This is a genomic window from Thermostichus sp. MS-CIW-30 (genome assembly GCF_054058015.1).
In genome coordinates this window covers 1-19,270 of record NZ_JBSRZW010000031.1, presented here as the reverse complement: position 1 = coordinate 19,270, position 19,270 = coordinate 1, and the positions used below count along the sequence as shown (strand labels likewise).

Genomic DNA, 19,270 nt, shown 5'->3' with positions numbered 1-19,270 from the left:
CACGCCTGTTACCTGCCCTGGGTACTGAGTTAAGAGTGTCTCCATTCCAGAATCCGGCCCAGCTTTTGCCTGCTGCTCACCCCGCCCTTGGTCAAGTTGATGCTTGGCGAGCCCCACAGCGGCAGGAGCCAGCAATAGCAGCATTATAGCGCTTGTGGGATCCCTCAGCCCAGACAGACCCTTAGCCCTTGGGTTGCTCCCAGAGGAAGTGCTCAATCTGGATCGGCTAGGGGGTTCTGATACATTTACGCTGAACACTGCTGAACATCACTGTTCAACTATGCAGCGATAGCATTCTGTTTGTTTCCATTCGCGTTAGCGGGACGGAGTCCAAACAGAATGGCGGTATCCCGCAAAGCTTTGAGTAGAATACCCAAAGCGCAGTTTCCGTGTCGTCTTACTACCAATTTTCTGCTTTGCTTTGGCTACCATGTTGGCAGACTCGAAAGTAAACAGAAAGATCAACTGGTAGTAATCCGTACTGAACATATTATACATTATTTTCAGTATAGTTGAGCTTATTATTGACTAGAGTCATGCTCCCACAACAGGCGCAGCCGCTTTGCCGTCTGTAGTGTCCAGTGGGGCAACCCCAATGACTCGGCCATTTGAACCAGATGGGTGGGCCGCAGGTAGGCACCGTCGTTGCGGCAACTGCCCCGGTAAAGGAGGCAAGCGCTGCCCTCGGGGGTCAGGCCCTGAAACTCTAGGTAGTAAAGCAGGGCGCGGGCATTGAAGGGAGAGGACTTGCCAGACTTGGAGGTTTTTTCAATCCAGATTTCCTGCGCATCCAGAATCTGGGTAACCCAGGCAGGCCAAGAGGACTCCATCCCGCTGACGCAAATGGCTTTGGGCAACTCGCAGCTCACCGTAAGCTGATATTCGGCGGCGTAAACGGCTTCGGTGGCAGAGGGATCCCGAAGGCTAATTTCCTGGACGGCTTGGATGGGGATCTCCGGGGGCAGCTGTTCGCTCAGAAGGGCGCGCAGTTTCTCAGGCGTCAGAGGACCTTCAGGCCGATCCAGCAGCTCCAGATCCAGGATTTCGCCATAGCCTTCCTGGCCGATGGGCAGAGCGTTGGCGTTGGCCAGGCGGGGCATGGGGTGGTAGCCGCCGCTGAAGGCCAGAGGTAACCCCGCTCGCCGACAGGCCCGTTCCCACAGGCGCATGAGATCCAGGTGGCCCAGCCAGCGCAGATCCCCGGTTTTGCCGTAGGTGATGCGGAAACGCTGGGCAGGTGGCTCCGGCTCCAGGGGATCCGGGGTGGGGGTGGGTTTGCTCTGCAGGGGCGGGACGGGCGGAGGGGGAATGACGATGTTGTGGCCGAAGCCGGGGCCGCAGATGCCGCAGGCGGAGCAGCCCTCGAAGGAGCAGTCTTCCACGGTGAGGGCTTCCAGGGCGCGGCGGTAGTCTTTTTGCAGCCATTTTTTGTCGATGCCGGTATCGATGTGATCCCAGGGCAAGGGATCCTCCAGGCCCAATTCCCGGATGGGGAGATGGGCGCAGAGGGCGACCGGATCGGCGGCAGGATCCACCTCTTCGCCGCAGTAGGCCCTCACCCAGGCAGCGTAGGCGGCGTCGATGTTTTCCCACCAGGCGTCCATGCCGGCACCGGCCCACCAAGCCCGCTCGATCATGCGGCCTAGGGAGCGATCCCCTTTGCCGATGAAGTCTTCCAGGATGCTGAAGCGGATATCGGTGAAGTGGGCCTTGACTCCCCGTAGCCGGCGCAGCTCCTTCTGCAGCAGGGCCTGCTTCCGCTGCACGTCGGCATAGTCTACCCGGTGCCACTGGAAGGGGGTGTGGGGCTTGGGGGTGAAGTTGGAGAGGGTGAGGGTAAACTCCACCCGCTTGCGACCCAGGGCTGCACATTCTCGCTGCAGCATCTCGACGGTGCGGGCGATCCCCAGGACATCGGCGTCGGTCTCGCCGGGCAGGCCAATCATGAAATAGAGCTTGATTTTGTCCCAGCCCTCTTGGACGGCGGTGCGAATGCCGCGAATCAAGTCGGCATCGGTGAGGCCCTTGTTGATGATGTCCCGCAGCCGTTGCGTGCCAGCTTCGGGGGCAAAGGTGAGGCCGGAGCGGCGGGATCCCTTCATGATGGCGGCAATTTGCTCATCAAAGCGATCCACCCGCTGGCTGGGCAGGGAAAGGGCAATGTGTTCTCTGAGGAGACGGTTGTGCAGCTCCGCTCCCACCGCCGGCAGGGAAAGGTAGTCGGAGCAACTGAGAGAAGAGAGGGAAAATTCGTTGTAGCCGGTCTTGCGCAAGCCCTGCACCACAGCCTCCACCACTGCTTCCGGATCCACATCCCGCGCTGGGCGGGTAAGCATTCCCGGCTGGCAAAATCGGCAGCCCCGTGTGCAGCCCCGCCGCACTTCCATCACCAGGCGGTCGTGGACGGTTTCCACCAAAGGCACCAGGCCGACGGAGTATTGGGGTTGAGGCAGGGCCACCCGACGGCGGACGCGCTCCGGCACCCCAGGCACGATGGGTCGAGGCGGGATCCCCTCGTAAAACTGGGGCACGTACACCCCCGGCACCTGCGCCAGCTCCAGCAAGACCTCTCGGCGGGGCTTGGACAGGGATCCGGCCAGCACTTGGCCAATTTCCGGCAGCACCTCTTCCCCATCTCCGAAGACGAAGAAATCGAAAAAGTCGGCAAAGGGCTCCGGGTTGGAAGTGGCGGTTGGCCCACCGGCAAAGATCAGAGGGCACTCTTCCGGGGTAAAGGGCTGCCGCTCCCACCACTTGAGCGGGATCCCGGCTAGGTCCAGCATCTCCAGGATGTTGGTGCCCCCCAGCTCGTAGGCCAGGCTGAAGCCAATGATATGGAAAGCGCGCAGAGGGCGGCGGGACTCCACGGCAAAGAGGGGGATCCCCAACTGCCGCAGGCGGGCCGCCAGATCCGGGCCTGGCAAGTAGGTGCGGTCACACAGTTGATCCGGCTGGGCGTTGAGGATGTTGTAGAGGATGAGGTGGCCCAGGTTGGAAGCTCCCACCTCGTACAACTCTGGATAGCTCAGCACCCAACGCACCCGCGCCGAATCCCAAGGACGGTGGACGGCACCGAACTCTTTGCCCAAGTAGCGGGCTGGCCGCTGAATCTCAGGGGTAAGCAGGCGATCCAGATCGATGGGACTCAGATGCGGTTCAGTTGCAGCCAGAGAGAGCATGGGGATCCGCCGAGACGTTGACACAGTCACTGATCTGACTCTAGCCGAACTTTTCCAGCAACCCAAACGAAGGGAGAAGCACTTTGCCCCTCTGAGCCCCTAGGTTACAGCCATATCCATTTTGAATGAGCCCGAGGAATGCTCCTCAACCCCTATTCTCGCAGCCAACGGGTGGTGCCATCTTTTTGATCGATGAGGGTGATGCCGAAGGCTTTCAACTGATCCCGAATGCGATCTGCCTCTGAAAAGTTTTTCGCCTTGCGGGCTGCCGAGCGCTGCGCGATCAGCTCCTCGATTTTTTTAAAGTTAAGTTCCCCATTTGTAGCTGCTTCTTTGGATCCCTCGAATTCAGAGAATGAGGGCCAACAGAATCCCAAAGTAGCCAAAATCTCCAGCAAGGCAGCGCTTTTTTGTTTGAGGGCCTGGGGCTCCAGATGGGTTTGGCCTTGATGGGTGAACAGGTTGTGTTCGCGGGTGAGTTCTTTGGCCAATTCAAAGGCGATAGCCAGCGCTTCAGGGGTGCCAAAATCATCGTCCATAGCAGCTTGAAAGGCTTGCATGGCCTCAGCATCAGGGGATCCCTTTTCTTCTTTGCAGAAGTGCTGGGCACAGTGGATCCCTTTCTGGAGGGTTTCCCAGCCACGGCTAGCCGCCTGCATGGCTGCCTCGGTGAGATCTATGGGGCTACGGTAGTGGGTCTGCAACAGAAACAGCCGCAAGGCCATGGGGTGATAGACGGCGAGGGCCTGTCGTAGGGTGGTGAAGTTGCCCAAAGATTTGGACATTTTCTCGCCGTTGATGTTGAGAAAACCGTTGTGCATCCAGTACTTGGCCATCGGCTTGCCGGTGATTGGCTCCGATTGGGCCAGCTCATTTTCGTGGTGGGGGAAAATCAAATCTGCCCCGCCGGCGTGAATGTCGATGTGATCTCCCAGGGTCTCCCGCACCATGGCGGAACATTCGATGTGCCAGCCCGGTCGCCCCCAACCCCAAGGGGAGGCAAACCCCGGCTCAGAAGGGGGGGCCGCTTTCCAAAGGGCAAAGTCGAAGGGATCCTGTTTCTCAGCTCCTTCTTCTCCTACCCGGCCACTGGCTCCCGCCTCCATCTCCTCCAGTTTTCGACCGGATAGCTGGCCGTAATCCGGGAACTTGCGGACAGAGTAGTAAACAGAGTACTGAACAGAGGCGGGGGTCTCTGGCTGGTGTCCCGCTTGCAGGAGGGAAGACGGGTCGGTCTGGTGTCGAATCGGATCCCGTACCCGGTAGGCAAAGCCTTTGAGTTCCAGAGATTGGATCAACTGGAACATGGCTTGCAGCGATTGCGTTGCCCTCGGGTAGAGATCGGCCCGCTTGATGTTCAGGCGATCCATGTCCTGGAAATATTCGGCGATGAAGCGCTCCGCCACCGCTTGCATGGATTCGCCACGTTCCAACGCCCGCTTGAGGATCTTGTCGTCCACATCGGTAAAATTCTGCACATACTTCACTCGGTAGCCGCGCCACTCCAAGTAGCGACGCACCGTGTCCCAAACCACGTAGGTACGCGCATGGCCGAGGTGGCAGAGGTCGTAAACCGTTACACCACAGACATACATCCGCACCAGGGGCTTCTCCTCCGCAACTGGAGCTGCAGATCCCTGGGAATTGCCGACGGAAACGGATTGAGATCCACCTGCTGCCAGCGGCTGAAACACTTCCTTGCGGCGAGTCAATGTGTTATAGACAACCAAATCCATGGGTATCCCTAGTTTGTAGTTTCAGCTACAGCAAAACAGGCTTTGTCTTCCAAAAAAAGACGATGGCGCACTTTGTCTTGAATCGGATGAGGCTCGACAAAATCTCAACGAGCCAAGGGCTGGAACCATTGTGAGGCAAGCATTGTGGCTGAAATTACCTGCCAAGACTTGTCTAGATTTGTTAACTACGGTACTCTAACCTGAGTGCGAGCCAGCCTGTTCATTAGCGAGCTCCACCCCGGCTTGAGTCACCCCTGGGGTGCTCGGTGCCAAGGGGCTTATGCCCCTCATTTTGACATCTTCTTCTCTTGCACTCTAGTGTCAGCCTGTTGGTGTGAGGATGCCTTTAAAACCCACTTTCCCCAATCCCCAAAACGGGGAGCTGGATTTCCGCGGTGCTGCCGTGAGCACCCTTTCCCCCCCACCCCCAAAGGGCTCGGCAGGGATCCCTTCAGAACAGTCCTGGACTTCTGCGGATTCATCTGCCGAGGAAGCCTATCTTCTGGAGTGGGCTCCAGCCCCTCTCTCTGGGCGGTCGAAGCCAAGATGGGTTGGTTTGGCCCTCTCTCTCAGCTTAACGGGCCTGGTATGGCTTCTGAAGCTGGAGGCGGATCCCTGCGCAGAAGCTGGGGAAGAGCAGCTGCCGGCCACCCCCAGGTGCCCAACCGAGCCTGAGACAGCCCATCCAGAGCCGGGGGATTCTGCTCCTGCGCGTCGGGGATATCCGGCTTGGGCCACTGGTCTTTTGCTGATGCTGGGCTTGGCCGGAGTCGCTACCCTACAGCAGCGACAGTTGAATCGCCCCCTGTCTCCGGCGGTAGAGCCGATCCCACCCTCTGTGCATACGCTATCTGGCGCTCTGCAGCAAAACTACGAGCGGAAAAAGGAGCAGCTGCGCCAAGCCTTCGCAGAAGGGCGAATCCCGACAGGAGAAGGGCCCAGAGGCATTCTGGAGCATGAAATTCAGCCGGGGGAAACCCTCTGGCAACTGACCCAGATGTATCAGCTCGACGCGGCTGCCATCACCGTCTCCAATGGTATTCAGGCCAGTACTGAGCTGAAGCCGGGGCAAGTTCTCCTCATCCCCAGCCAGCCGGGATTGATCTACACCGTCAAGCAGGGAGACACACTGGAGGACATTGCCAACCGCTACCGAGTTCCCCAGCAGCGGATTATCGAAGCGACTCCTCTGGATCGCCCGGAATATCTGCGCATTGGCCAACGCCTGCTCATCCCCGGCGATGTGGGCGAGTTGATCCAGCGTCAGAAGGAGATGATCGCTGCCCAGAAAGCTCGCGAAGAGGAAGAGCGCCGCCAGCAAGAGGAGGAAGCCCAACGCCAAGCCGAAGCCCAAGCTCGATTACAGGCGGAGCAGCAACGCCGGGCCCAGCAAATGGAACAAGAACGGCAGGCCCTCTTGGCCGGTGGATCCCTGACCCACACAGTTGGAGCCGGTGACACCATCGAACGGATCGCCGCCCGCTATGGGGTAACTCAGCGATCCATTATTCAAGCCAACAACTTGCGCAATCCCCACTGGCTGCGCATTGGCCAACGCCTTACGATTCCGGCGCCGGGTACGCAGCCCACCCCAGCTCCTGCCCGACGAGCTCAGAGCCAGCCACAAGCTCGGCCAGCGCCGCCAGCGCCCCCTCCAGCTCCTCCTCAGGCCCGCAGCAGTGGGTTTATCTGGCCGGTCTCCGGGCAAATCACCTCTGGCTTTGGCTACCGTCGCGGTCGCCTTCATGCAGGGGTAGATATTCCTGGCCCCGTGGGATCCCCCATTGTAGCCGTTCAGGAGGGAGTGGTGATCTTCGCGGGGAATGGCGGGGATGGCTACGGCAATCGGGTGGATATCCGCCATCCCAACGGAATTGTTACTCGCTATGCCCACGGCCATCAGATTTACGTTTCCACAGGCCAGTACGTGCAGCAGGGGCAGACAATCATGAGCCGCGGCAGCACTGGCTGGAGCACAGGGCCGCATCTGCACTTTGAAGTCCGCCCCGGCGGGGGCGCGCCTGTGGATCCCCGGCCCTATCTGCCCTGATCCTGTCCCAAAGCGAGACTACACAGAACAGCCAGCCTGGCCATAAATTGCTAGCCTAAAAACAGCAAACTCCAGACCGTAGGAACACGCCGATGCAGTGGGTGAACGCGCTCTCCCAGCTCCCTTCCCTAGAAGCGGCTCTGCGGCAGGTGGTGGAGGAAGCCAAGGCCAAGCTTCAGGCGGCCCAGCTGAAAAGTGCCTTGAGTCGGCAGGTGCAGACGGTGGGATCCGGCAGCTTGCCGGGGCTGCTGACAGGGTATGTTCCCTCTCAGCCTCTGCGGCCCAACCTGGGGGTTTTGTTTGTGTCGGCGGCCTTTGCCAGCGAATACATCCGGGTGTTGCCATTGCTGTCGGGGCTGCTGGAGGTGGACGTTTTGATCGGCTGCTCCGGGGGTGGCATTGTGGGTGGCGGGCATGAAATTGAGGATGGCCCGGCTCTCTCCTTGTCTTTGGCGGTCATGCCGGAGGTGGTGCTGCATCCTTTTCATCTGCGGGGGAACCAATTGCCAGACTTGGATGCGGCTCCTTCTGCCTGGGTCGATTGTGTTGGGGTTTCGCCGCAGAGCAAGCCTCATTTTCTGCTCTTGGCCGATGGATTTTCCTCTGGCATCTCAGAGTTGCTGCAGGGGTTGGATTTCGCCTATCCGGGATCCGTCAAAGTGGGGGGATTGGCCAGTGGGGGCCGCGGCCCTCGGGGCAATGCTCTGTTTTTGCTGGATGCGCGTACCTCCACACCTCGGCGGGAGCTGTATCGAGAGGGCACAGTGGGGCTAGCGCTCTACGGCAATGTGGTGCTGGATGCAGTGGTGGCCCAGGGGTGTCGCCCCATTGGGGATCCCTTGCGGGTGACGGAAGCAGAGGGGAATGTGATTCTTGGCTTGGAGGGTCGCCCTCCTCTAGCGGTTTTGCAGGACTTGGCAGAGCGGCTCAGTCCCGTGGATCAGCGATTGGCCCGCCACTCTCTCTTCATCGGCCTGCTGATGGATGAGTTCAAGTCGGAGCCGACGCCGGGAGATTTCCTCATTCGCGTAATCTTGGGCGTTGATCCGCGCGTGGGGGCGCTGGCCATCGGGGATCAGGTGCGCCCTGGCCAGACGGTGCAATTTCATCTGCGGGATGCCCAGACTTCGGCAGAAGATCTGCGTTGGGCCCTCAGCCGCTATTGTGCCGAGCGCAACTTGAGGCAAAGCTCCTCTCAACCGAGGCCGGAGCCTTGTGGGGCGTTGATGTTCTCCTGTTTGGGGCGAGGCAAGGGCCTGTACGGCACTCCCGATTTTGACTCGCAACGGTTTCGGGAATTGCTTGGAGAGCTGCCCTTGGGGGGGTTCTTTTGCAATGGTGAGATCGGCCCCGTTGGGGGATCCACCTTTTTACACGGCTACACTTCCTGCTTCGGGATCTTCCGGCCCGCCCACTAGAGGGGGGATCCCTCGCCCTAAGAGCCGGCGAAATTGGATAGACTGAGGATCTGCTGTCAACAGCTTGGTCAAGGGTTTCTCATGCAGCTTCATCTTAGCGAGCCGCCACTCACTCAAGGGGAATGTGCCCTGGTCTATTGCTTTGCCGCTTCCGGCGGGAATGGCCGCTTTCCTCTGCCCCCTGAGATCGCCTCTTGGGATGAAAAGGTGTGGTCGGGGCTGGTGGCGGAAACCGTTCAGGAGCAGGGGTTTCAGGGGAAGCCGAATAGCAGTGTTGCCCTGCGCCTGACAGGAGAGATCCGCAAACTGGTGTTGGTGGGGCTAGGGGATCCCGCGGCCCTAACGCTAGAAGCCCTACGACGGGCCACAGCCAACGGCCTGCGCCAGGCTCACAGCTTAAAAGCCAAGCAGGTGATGCTGTCTTTGCCGGAGACGGGGTTGGATCGGGTGCGTGGGGTTCAGGCGGTGGCCGAAGCCTGCCTACTGGTGGCGCACCGGGACAATCGGTTTAAATCTTCAGCCAAAGGGGAAGAGGAAAACAGCTTTTCTGTGCAGGAAGTAACTCTCTTGGTGCCGGGGTTGGCCCAGGCTCGCCCCGATTACGAAGTCGCGCTGCAGCGGGCCATTGAGATGGCGGCAGGAACCATCTTGGCTCGGGAATTGGTGGCTGCCCCCGCCAACATTGTTACTCCTCTTGCCCTGGCCGATACCGCCCGCCAACTGGCCCAGGAATATGGTCTAGAGGTGGAGATTTTGGGACAGGAAGAATGCGAGGCTCTGGGGATGGGGGCTTTTTTGGGTGTGGCCAAAGCCTCTGACCTGCCGCCCCAGTTCATTCACCTCACCTACAAGCCGCCACAAGGGGATCCCGTCACCAAATTGGCCCTGGTGGGCAAGGGGCTGACCTTCGATTCCGGTGGGCTGAACATCAAAACCGACTCCCGCAGCATCGCCATGATGAAAACCGACATGGGGGGAGCAGCGGCAGTTTTGGGAGCTGCACGGGCCCTAGCCGCCCTCAAGCCGCAAGTGGAGCTGCACTTCATCGTCGCTGCCACGGAAAACATGATCAGCGGCCATGCCATCCACCCAGGGGATATCCTCACCGCTTCTAACCAGAAGACCATTGAGGTCAACAACACCGACGCAGAAGGTCGCCTCACCTTGGCAGATGCCCTGGTGTTTGCGGAAAAGCTGGGCGTTGATGCCATCCTCGATCTGGCTACCCTGACCGGTGCCTGTGTGATTGCCCTGGGGGAAGAAATTGCCGGCTTGTTCACCCCAGATGAGACGCTGGCCCAGGAGCTACAGCAGGCTGCCAATCTTTCCGGCGAAAAAATCTGGCGCCTGCCGCTGGAGGAAGGCTACTTCGAGGGTCTCAGCTCCATTGTGGCCGACATGAAAAACACTGGTCCCCGCTCAGGGGGATCCATCACCGCTGCCCTGTTCCTGAAGCAGTTTGTGGAGAAAACCCCTTGGGCCCACCTGGATATAGCAGGCCCCGTTTGGACAGAGAAGGATGCAGGCTACAACAACAAAGGGGCCACCGGTTATGGGGTGCGCACCCTGGTGGAGTGGGTCTTGGCGCGGCAAGCCGCAGCAGCTTGCTCATAACCCCGCCTTTCTGGACGTTGGGCCTTGAAAAAGCATCTACTGAGGGAGGAGCCAAGGGCTGCTTGGCTGGAGCTGTCCGATCCCTAAAATAGGCTTAAAAAAGAGTCTAGGTATTGAGTAGCACTTTGCAAGGCTTCCCCTCAGGGAATAGGATCCCCGCATCAAAGTAGCTGGCACAAGGCCCCCTGCGCGGGATCCTCCCATGAAAGACCTTTACCGCGAGCTGGAATTACAGCCCAATGCAACTCTAGAAGAAATTAAAGAGAGCTACAGGCGGCTTGCCAAAGAATACCATCCCGATAAACTTCACCCAGATACACCTGTTAAGGGGCGGCAGTACATTGAGGAAAAGTTTAAGTCTATTCAGGAAGCATACTCGGTCCTGAGTGATCCTGTGAAGCGAAAAGCCTATGACTCCCAAAGGCTTTCCCAGACTTCGCCCACAAAAGGGAGCGGGTATGACCAAGACTTAAAAGCAGAACGCGGTTACAGCACACAAGATGGCAAACCTTGGCCCTTTGACTTCGACAAGATAAAGGAAGCTGCAGAAGAGATAGAACGTCGTAAGAAAAACATCGAGGCCAACTATAACCAAAGAGTAGAGCAAGTTAAGTCTGAGTTAAGGAGAAACTTGATCTCTATCGGAATAAAACAAGAGGAAGCTAAAATTGATCATACCTTTGCCACCAAAAGTGACACTATACTGGGTGCCCTCTCGCTTTTAGTCCTGAGCTTGTTCATTGGTGCCTTAAGTAGCTCAATCGGGCTTGTGCTCTTTCTAATCTCAGTTATTAGTCTTTTTATGGCCATTTTTGATAAAGGATATAGCAAGTCGCAAGTTGAGAGCGCTAAGAAGCTACAGGAAGAGGCAAAATCAGTAATAGCCCAGATAGAGAAAGATAGGAACTCGAAGCTTTCCCAGCTTGAGCTTCACTGTAGAAGTAGGATCGATCATTTTAAAGCTGTCCCTATCGAATCTATATCCCCATTTTATAAGTGGGCTGAGTGGGGAGGATCAGCTATTTTTGCTAACTGCAATGAAGGAAAAGGCAGATGCTAAAAGCCTAGAAGAAAACTTGAAGATAGCGGCTGGAGTTGCTGTGGGTATTGGCATACTAGCTGCTTTATTTGGGCTTGGAGGTGGATTTTACCCATTTTGAATTTTGATCTTAGGAAGAGGCAAAACATTGCTTCATTTCCTGCAGCACCTGGGCATCTTGAGAGGCCGTTCTCGCGCCCGCTTGAGCAGCCCAGCACTTAAGACTCTCGATTTGGTCGCGGGCAATCGAGGACAAAGGCACGGTTTCGCGGATGGCCTGCAGGATATCCTCTTGGGTAAAGTCCCGCCGAGTGCTGCTGCCACTGCCCCCAAAGGCGTTGTACATGGCATCTACGATGGCTTGCTCGATCTCGGCCCCGCTGAAGTCCTGAGCTGTGGCTGCCAAGGCTTCCAGGTCGAACTCCCGCAGGCGGCTGGGGCGCAACCGCTGCAAATGCACCCGGAAGATCTCTTTGCGCTCAGCGTGGGTGGGCAGGTTCAAGAAGAAAATCTCGTCAAAGCGGCCCTTGCGCAACAGCTCTGGCGGCAGCAGCGGCACGTTGTTGGCAGTGGCCACAATGAAAACGGGGCTGGTCTTCTCCTGCATCCAGGTAATCAGGCTGCCAAACACCCGGCGGCTGGTACCAGAATCTCCATCGGCACTGCTGGTGATGTTGCCAAAGGCTTTGTCGATCTCGTCGATCCAAAGCACGCAGGGGGCCATCGCCTCTGCCAGTTGGATCATCTGCCGCACCCGGCTTTCCGACTCGCCGACGATGCCGGCAAACAGCCGCCCGGCATCCAATCTCAGCAGGGGCAGCCGCCACTCATTGGCGATGGTCTTGGCGGAGAGGGATTTGCCGGTGCCCTGGATCCCGACCAGCAGCACGCCTTTGGGGTTGGGCAGGCCATAGCGCCGCGCCTCTTCGGTAAAGGCTTCCTGGCGCACCCGCACCCAGGCCTTGAGATTATCTAGGCCCCCCACGCTTTTGAGGGTCTCGCGGGCGGTGAAAAACTCCAGGATGCCGGTTTGGCGGATGGCCTGCTTTTTTTCCTCTAGCACCAGGTCGATATCGGCTTCATTGACCTCCTGCTTGGCGGCCAAAGCGCGGGCCAAAACGCGGCGAATACGTTCTCGGCTCAGCCCTTGACAGGCTTTGACCAGTTGCTCGCGGGCTAGAGGGGTAAGCTTGAGCTTATCTGGAGCCACATAGAGCTGGATGAGGCGGCTGATCTCTTCGCTGTTGGGCAGGGGAATATCGACGACGGTGATCTCCTCCGTCAGGTCGCTGGGCACTTCCAGGGTGTGGCTGAGCAGGATCAGCATCTTGCGGGTGCGTTTTAGCTCGCGGCTGAGGTTTTTCAGCTCCCGGATGATGGGAGCGTTTTTGTCGCTGGTGGCGTTGCGCAACACAAAGTGCAGATCCCGCAGCACAAACAGGGTGTCCTCGTTGGGGGCAGAGCGCCACACCCGCCCCAGAGCTGCCATGATGGAGCCCCGATCCTCGCCTGTATCTTGCCAGCCCCGCACCAAGTCCCAGAACAACAATTGCCGCGGTGGGTCTGTCCGTCTGGCTACTTGGGTTAGCACGGCATCGGCAGGCTCTTCTTCTGGAGAGACCAAGTAAACCAGGGGGTAGCGGGCCCGGATCATCAAATCCAGCTCTGTCACCAGCCCTGCTTGCAGCTCCGCCGGGATCTCGACCAGGGCAGGATCCCTGCTGTCTGGATTTGTTTTTCTTTCGGCTTCTGTCATCGCCTCTGGAGTTTAGAACATCCTTACTTCATCTTCCTCTCACTTGTTCAGAAACCATTTGGATTGGAACAGCCAATAAGCAGCAAAATGCTCACGGTTGAGCTTCACGGTTGATCTTTAGGATAGGGCAGGGATCCCTTGCAGTTCGGCCAGCATGGTGCGGGCTGTCTGGGTGGGATCGGCAGCTTCCATCAAAGCCCGCACCACAGCTACACGGGTGGCCCCAGCTCGACGCACCTCGGGTAGGTTGTGGGGATCGATGCCGCCGATGGCAAACCAGGGCAAGTGGGCTTTCTCGGCAGCCAGGCGCACGTACTCCAGGCCGGCAGGGGGTTTCTCCGCCTTGGTGGGGGTGGGGTAAACGGGGCCGACGCCGATGTAGTCCACGTCGCTGTTCAGGGCTTGGGCCAGCTCTTCGGCGTTGGTGGTGGACAGGCCAATGAGCCGCTGGGATCCCAGGAGGTGCCGAGCTTGGGCGACCGGCAGATCCGTCTGGCCCAGGTGTACCCCATCTGCCTGGCTGAGCAGAGCCAAGTCCACCCGGTCGTTGACGATCATCAGCGCCTGGTAGCGGTCGCACAGCTGCCGCAGCTGTTTGAGATCCCGCAGCATCTCGCCGTCGGGGAGGTTTTTGCGGCGATATTGCACCAGGGTCACCCCGCCCCGCAGGGATTTTTCCACCACCTCTAGCCAGTGGGGCACAGGGCTGGTCACCAAATAAAGATGGGCTGCCAGGAGACGCTGCCGCAGGGATCCGCCCAGCAGTTCACTTTCCAAGACGTAGAGCCGATAGCGCATGTCTTTGGCCAGCTTGGCCAGGCCAGGGGCCACCCAGTGGTGGGATTCGGCCAACTTGCCGTATTCTTCTAACACCCGCAGGGCTTCTTGCACACGGCTGCAATTGGCTTGCAAGAGGTGGCGGAGATCCCGCCGTTGCTCCTCTTGGGGGTGGGAGATCTGGGTGCCTGGATCGGCGGGGGTATCGCGGGCCAAACGCAGGGGATCGCTGTGCCAGCGGGCTAGGGCTTGGCGCATGGCCTTGCATTCGGCAGAGAGCTCTCCCTCTTCCAGGCCGAAACGAAACCATTCTTCCAATACCCGTAGTCCTTCACGAGCTCGATCGAGGTTGGCATCCAGAATACGGGCGACGGCCTGGGGTTTCATGTTCCCTATACGTGGGAAGAGAGTTGCTTAATTTTTACCAAAAAAATGCGCCTAAAGCCCCGTCCTACCCTTAGCCGGAAGCAAGTCAGTAGGGTGGAGAGTAGTCAATTCACTGTAAATCACTGTAAATCGGAATGGTTTCCCTGAGGCTGTCCTTGGCCCTGAGGAGAAAGAGGGTGATGCCATAAGGCGCTAAGAAAGGCTTGCTGCGGCGTGTGTCCCCAGGCGAAGGCCCGTGGGCCGGCCCCTTCCGGCAAGTAGGCCCAAGCATAGCGCTCGCAGGCGGGAAAATAGCGGATCTCCCACCAAGTTCCCCCTACAGGCACATCTTTCACTGCCCGCAAGAAAGGGCCGCGATGGCGGGTGAGGCGCTCTTCTATAAAGTAGGGGCCTTCCAGCTGAAGGGCTTCTACCGCTGCAATAAGCTCGGCTCGTTGTCGCTCATTTCGGATCATCTCCCGGGTTCCCCTCTTGGATTGGCTCTATTCTATGAGGAGATTTCTGGTGAGCTGGGGGATCCCTCTTGATTCAGCCCAGATTGCGCCTACGGCAAGCTGTGGAAACCCAATGGAATCCAACGAATCCACCGCAGGTGCTGTGTCTGAGCAATGGACACGGGGAAGATGAGGTGGGCAGTCGCCTTGCTGTTGCCCTAGTCCAACTGGGGATCCCGGTGCAAGCCTTGCCGATTGTGGGAGAAGGGACAGCCTACCAACGCCAAGGGATCCCCCTGCTGCCCATTGCCCAGGTGATGCCGTCGGGGGGGTTTATTTATCAGGATTGGCGGCAGTTGTGGCGGGATTTGCGGGCCGGTTTGCTGGGGCTGACGGGGCGGCAATTGGCGTTGGTTCGGCGGGCAGCAGCCCAGAGGAACCTGGTGCTGGCCGTGGGGGATATTGTGCCCTTGCTGATGGCATGGTGGAGCGGGATCCCCTACGTCTTTGTGGGCACGGCCAAGTCGGACTATTACTGGCGAGATGAACGGGGGCCCTACCGACGCCCCTGGATCCCTTTTGGGCAGCCGATTTCCGATTACCTGCCCTGGGAGCGCTGGCTGATGGCCCACCGACGCTGCCTGGGTTCTTTTTTGCGGGATGAGCTGACGACTACAGCTTTGCAAAAACGGGGCCTGAGGGCCTTCTACCTGGGCAACCCGATGATGGATGGCCTAGAGCCACGCGGGACATTGCCTTTGGATCCCCACCGACCGGCCTTGCTGCTCTTGCCCGGATCCCGTCCGCCGGAAGCCTATCGCAACTGGGCTCTGATGATGCAGGTGGTGGAGCGGCTCCCAAAGGAGCTGCAAGTCTATGCTGCCCTCAGCCCCAACCTGGAGCGAGACCCGCTTCAGGCTCGGATCCCATCTCAGCGCAGCGATGTACTTCTGGTTTGGGGGGACTTCGGGGCCTGTGCCCAACGAGCAACAGTGGTGCTGGCCATGGCGGGAACGGCTACCGAGCAATGTGTGGGCTTGGGAAAACCGGTGGTGACCCTGCCGGGAGAGGGACCGCAGTTTACCCCGCGCTTTGCCGAAGCACAGACTCGTCTTTTGGGATCCGCCGTCCACCTGACCTCAGTGGAGCAGGCTCCCGCCGTGGTTGGCCGGATTCTGGAACGCCTGGCCGCCGATCCCAACTACGCGGCTGAGTTGCAGGCCCATGGACGCCGCCGCATGGGATCCCCAGGGGCCGCCCGGCGCATTGCCGCTCAACTTCGAGATTGGCTCAAGCCATCCGGCCCGGTTTTGGAACCGTTCGAGCCAGACAAATTGTGAGCCAGACACATTGTGAAATATATTGTGAAATGGGGAGCAGGTCGTTAAAAGGCCCGACTTATTGCTGTTAAGTTTAGTTTTCCGTTTTTAAGTATTTGATGGCCTTGAACCTTCTTTTGGGGTTGGAGAGCAGTTGGTGGATCCCTTGCTATGGGTGGGCGGGAACAGCTTTGGCCATTCCCTGGGCAACGGGGTGGGTCAAGCGCAGTGGCCCGCGTCCGGCAGCTTACCTCAACATCCTTCTGACTTTTGCCGCCTTTGCCCATGGCCTTTGGCTGTTGCGGCAGGTTTGGGGTCGGGATCCCCAGATCTTGAACTACCTCTGGTTTCGGGTGGCCGATTTGGATTTGACTCTGTCTTTGGAGATCTCGCCTCTGACAATGGGGGCCGTCGTCTGGATCAGCGGTTTGAGCCTGCTGGCCCAGATCTATGCGCTGGGGTATTTGGATAAGGACTGGGGCCTGGGTCGCTTTGCCGCTCTAATGGGCTTTTTCGAGGGGGGAATGACAGGGATCGCCCTCAGCGACTCGCTGTTTTTCAGCTATGCCCTGCTGGAGATGCTCACCCTTTCCACCTATTTGCTGGTGGGCTTTTGGTACGCCCAGCCTCTGGTGGTGACGGCGGCGCGGGATGCGTTTTTAACCAAGCGGGTAGGAGATCTGCTGCTGCTGATGGGGGTGGTGGCGGTTTCCAACTTTTCCGGGGCCTTGACGTTTTCCGACCTGCGGGACTGGGCGGCTACGACTAGCTTGGATCCGGCTTGGGCGGCTTTGATGGGGTTGGCTTTGATTGCAGGGCCTTTGGGGAAATGCGCCCAGTTTCCGCTGCACCTGTGGCTGGATGAGGCGATGGAAGCGCCCAACCCGGCTTCGATTTTGCGCAATTCGGCAGTGGTGGCCTGCGGGGCTTTTGTGCTGATTAAGCTGCAACCGCTACTGGCCCTGTCGCCGATTACGAATGGGGTCTTGGTGGCCATCGGCACGATCACAGCCCTGGGCGGATCCCTGGTGGCCTTGGCGCAAATCGATATCAAACGCACCTTCTCCTACTCCACGAGTGCCTACTTGGGGTTGGTGTTTGTGGCAGTGGGAATGCAGCAGCCGGAGCTGGCCCTGGAGCTGCTGCTCATGCACGGCTTGGCTAAGGCGCTGCTGTTTATGGGGGTGGGATCCCTCATCTACACCACCGCTACCCAAAACCTGACGGAATTGGGAGGGTTGCGCAGCCGCATGCCGGCCACGGTGGCCGCTTTTGCCGTGGGATCCCTGGGGATGGTGGCTCTGCTGCCCCTAGGGTGCTTTTGGACGCTGACCCGCCTGGCGCTGGTCTACAGCGGGGTGCAGCCGGCCCTGGTGGGGGTGCTGCTGCTGGTGAATGGGCTGACGGCTCTCAACCTGGCGCGGGTGTTTGGCCTGGTCTTTTTGGGATCCCCGCAACCCAAAACCCGCCGGGCCCCTGAGGTGGGCTGGTTGATGGCTCTGCCCATGGGCATCCTGACGGTGCAAACCTTGCTCATGCCCTGGCTGTTGGGGCGCTGGGGGCTCTATCCCGACTGGAACCCGCAGCTGAGGTGGATGGCGGCTCTGCTGACGGCTGCTGGGCTGGTGGGGGCAGCCATTGGCGGCTGGCTGTACTGGGGGGACCAACGGAGGGTATATCTGCCCTGGCCGGAGTTGCAGGATCTGCTGGCCCACGACTTTTACACGGGGCACCTCTACCAAGCCCTGGTGGTGCAACCGGTCAGCGCCCTCTCCCGCGGATTGGAGTGGCTGGATCGCAACGGAGTGGACGGCTTGGTGAACGGGGTGAGCCTGGCCTTTTTCTTCAGCGGCGAAGCCCTCAAGTACACCCTGTCGGGGCGGATGCAACTCTATGTGCTGGTGATTGTCATCGGGATGGTGTTGGTTACAGCTTGGCTACTGCGTTCGCCCCATTTGGGGTTGGCCTATTGATGGGAGAGAGCCATGTTGAGCCTTTTGATTGGGATCCCGTTGTTGGGGAGCATCTTGATTGGGTTGATTCCCGAGCAGGCGGGGAAGGGCTTGCACCGGGCTTTGGCCTTGGGGTTTGGGTGGGTTTTGTTTGGCCTGAGCGCGGGGCTGTTGCTGATCTTTGACCCCCACCTTGGATCCCTGCAATTGGCGGAAAGGATGGCCTGGATCCCCCAGTTGGGCTTGGTTTATGAGGTGGGAGTGGATGGGATCTCTCTGCCTTTGGTGGTGATGACCGGGCTGCTGGTGCTGATGGCCATTTGGGCCAGCGGCCAGGTGGAGCGGCCCCGCCTCTACTACAGCTTGGTGCTTATGCTGGCGGCAGCGGTGGCCGGAGCTTTTTTGGCTCGGAATTTGCTGCTGTTTTTCCTGTTCTACGAAGTCGAGCTGATCCCCCTGTATTTGCTCATCGCCATCTGGGGAGGGCCGCGCCGCACCTATGCCGCCACCAAGTTTTTGGTTTACACCGCTCTGTCGGGGATCCTCCTCTTGATTGGCTTTTTCGGCCTCAGTTGGCTGAGCGATGCCCACAGCTTTACCTACACCGTCCTGCAGGCTCACCCCTTGCCCCTGGTGCAACAAACCCTGTTGCTTATTCCCATTCTGCTGGGGCTGGCCATCAAGATCCCCTTGGTTCCCTTCCACACTTGGCTGCCAGATGCGCATGTGGAGGCTTCCACTCCCATTTCCGTGTTGCTGGCGGGTTTGCTTTTGAAGTTGGGCACCTACGGCCTGGTGCGCTTTGGCCTGCAGCTCTTGCCGGATGCCTGGGATCAAGCCGGGCCTTGGCTGGCCGGTTGGGCGGTGGTTAACGTGCTCTATGGATCCCTGAACGCCTTGGTGCAGCAGGATATGAAAAAGCTGGTGGCCTACAGCTCCATTGCCCACATGGGCTACATCCTCTTGGCTGTAGCAGCAGCCACTCCCCTCTCCCTAGTGGGATCCATCTTTCAGATGGTCAGCCATGGCCTCATCTCCTCGCTGCTGTTTCTTCTGGTGGGAGCCGTCTATGCCAACACCGGCACACGGGATCTCAAGCTGCTGCGGGGATTGCTCAACCCGGAGCGGGGCTTACCGCTTATTGGCAGCTTGATGGTGCTAGGGGTGATGGCCAGTGGCGGCACACCGGGCATGGTGGGCTTTATAGCTGAGTTCACCCTCTTTCGGGGCAGCTTTGCCGTCTTTCCCCTGCAAACGCTCCTGTGCATGGTGGGGACGGGATTGACGGCGGCCTATTTTCTGCTGATGGTGAACCGTGTCTTTTTTGGGCGCCTCTCGCAAGTGGCCATAGCCATGCAACGCCACGCCACTGAAGAGCGCCTGCCTGCTGTTGTTTTGGCAACGCTGGTGGTGTTACTGGGCCTGCAGCCTAGCTGGGCAACCCGCTGGGTGGAGTCCACCACCTTGGCCTTGGCCAAGGCTAACCTAGCTGGTGTTGCAGGACTGGTCACTGCCTTTCAGCTAGAAATCGCAGGAGCCCCGCACTGTACCCGTAGGGTCAGTGTCGGGAGGAATGCGGAAGTTATGATAGAACCATGACCCAAGTCCT

The 19,270-nt window shown here is 59.0% G+C and carries 12 protein-coding genes; 7 read left to right on the top strand and 5 right to left on the bottom strand.

Going from position 1 to position 19,270, the window contains the following annotated elements; translation table 11 throughout:
* Positions 1–521: 521 nt before the first annotated feature.
* Positions 522–3,179 carry a TIGR03960 family B12-binding radical SAM protein gene (locus tag ACVWXW_RS12210; RefSeq protein WP_457404034.1) on the bottom strand — a complete coding sequence of 886 codons (2,658 nt, stop codon included), beginning with the start codon at positions 3,177–3,179 and terminating at the stop codon, positions 522–524.
* Between the two features lie 152 nt (positions 3,180–3,331).
* Positions 3,332–4,915 (bottom strand): cysteine--tRNA ligase, encoded by a 1,584-nt coding sequence (gene cysS / locus ACVWXW_RS12205; RefSeq protein WP_457404018.1) that lies wholly within the window; start codon positions 4,913–4,915, stop codon positions 3,332–3,334.
* A gap of 340 nt (positions 4,916–5,255) precedes the next feature.
* Here cysS and ACVWXW_RS12200 point away from each other — a divergent pair, with 340 nt between their 5' ends.
* The 4 genes from ACVWXW_RS12200 (at position 5,256) to ACVWXW_RS12185 (ending at position 11,057) form a co-directional block, all read left to right on the top strand.
* The gene (locus ACVWXW_RS12200; protein WP_457385734.1) at positions 5,256–6,965 is read left to right on the top strand and encodes a LysM peptidoglycan-binding domain-containing protein; all 1,710 of its coding nucleotides are present in this window, start codon (positions 5,256–5,258) and stop codon (positions 6,963–6,965) included.
* A 92-nt stretch (positions 6,966–7,057) separates the two neighbouring features.
* Entirely contained in the window at positions 7,058–8,383 is a 1,326-nt protein-coding gene (locus tag ACVWXW_RS12195) for an FIST signal transduction protein (protein WP_457404017.1), read from the top strand.
* An 81-nt stretch (positions 8,384–8,464) separates the two neighbouring features.
* The gene (locus ACVWXW_RS12190; protein WP_457404016.1) at positions 8,465–9,997 is read left to right on the top strand and encodes a leucyl aminopeptidase; all 1,533 of its coding nucleotides are present in this window, start codon (positions 8,465–8,467) and stop codon (positions 9,995–9,997) included.
* Positions 9,998–10,199: 202 nt separating this feature from the next.
* Positions 10,200–11,057, top strand: coding sequence for a DnaJ domain-containing protein (locus ACVWXW_RS12185; protein WP_011433414.1), 858 nt, complete (start codon positions 10,200–10,202; stop codon positions 11,055–11,057).
* 109 nt (positions 11,058–11,166) lie between these two features.
* Here ACVWXW_RS12185 and ACVWXW_RS12180 read toward each other — a convergent pair whose 3' ends face one another.
* From ACVWXW_RS12180 to ACVWXW_RS12170, 3 genes are all read right to left on the bottom strand, one after another.
* A complete protein-coding gene (locus ACVWXW_RS12180; protein ID WP_457404033.1) occupies positions 11,167–12,690 on the bottom strand; it encodes an AAA family ATPase in 1,524 nt (507 codons plus the stop codon).
* Positions 12,691–12,909: 219 nt separating this feature from the next.
* Entirely contained in the window at positions 12,910–13,956 is a 1,047-nt protein-coding gene (locus ACVWXW_RS12175) for a thiamine phosphate synthase (protein ID WP_414522124.1), read from the bottom strand.
* A 119-nt stretch (positions 13,957–14,075) separates the two neighbouring features.
* Entirely contained in the window at positions 14,076–14,411 is a 336-nt protein-coding gene (locus tag ACVWXW_RS12170) for a hypothetical protein (RefSeq protein ID WP_457404015.1), read from the bottom strand.
* A 101-nt stretch (positions 14,412–14,512) separates the two neighbouring features.
* On the opposite strand from ACVWXW_RS12170, the gene ACVWXW_RS12165 reads away from it, so the two are divergent.
* The 3 genes from ACVWXW_RS12165 to ACVWXW_RS12155 all read left to right on the top strand — a co-directional run bounded on the left by ACVWXW_RS12165 (position 14,513) and on the right by ACVWXW_RS12155 (position 19,260).
* On the top strand, positions 14,513–15,730 hold the full coding sequence (locus ACVWXW_RS12165; protein ID WP_457404032.1) for a lipid-A-disaccharide synthase-related protein: 1,218 nt from the start codon (positions 14,513–14,515) through the stop codon (positions 15,728–15,730).
* A gap of 98 nt (positions 15,731–15,828) precedes the next feature.
* A complete protein-coding gene (locus ACVWXW_RS12160; RefSeq protein WP_457404014.1) occupies positions 15,829–17,682 on the top strand; it encodes an NAD(P)H-quinone oxidoreductase subunit F in 1,854 nt (617 codons plus the stop codon).
* Positions 17,683–17,694: 12 nt separating this feature from the next.
* A complete protein-coding gene (locus ACVWXW_RS12155; protein WP_457404013.1) occupies positions 17,695–19,260 on the top strand; it encodes an NADH-quinone oxidoreductase subunit M in 1,566 nt (521 codons plus the stop codon).
* Positions 19,261–19,270 lie beyond the last annotated feature (10 nt).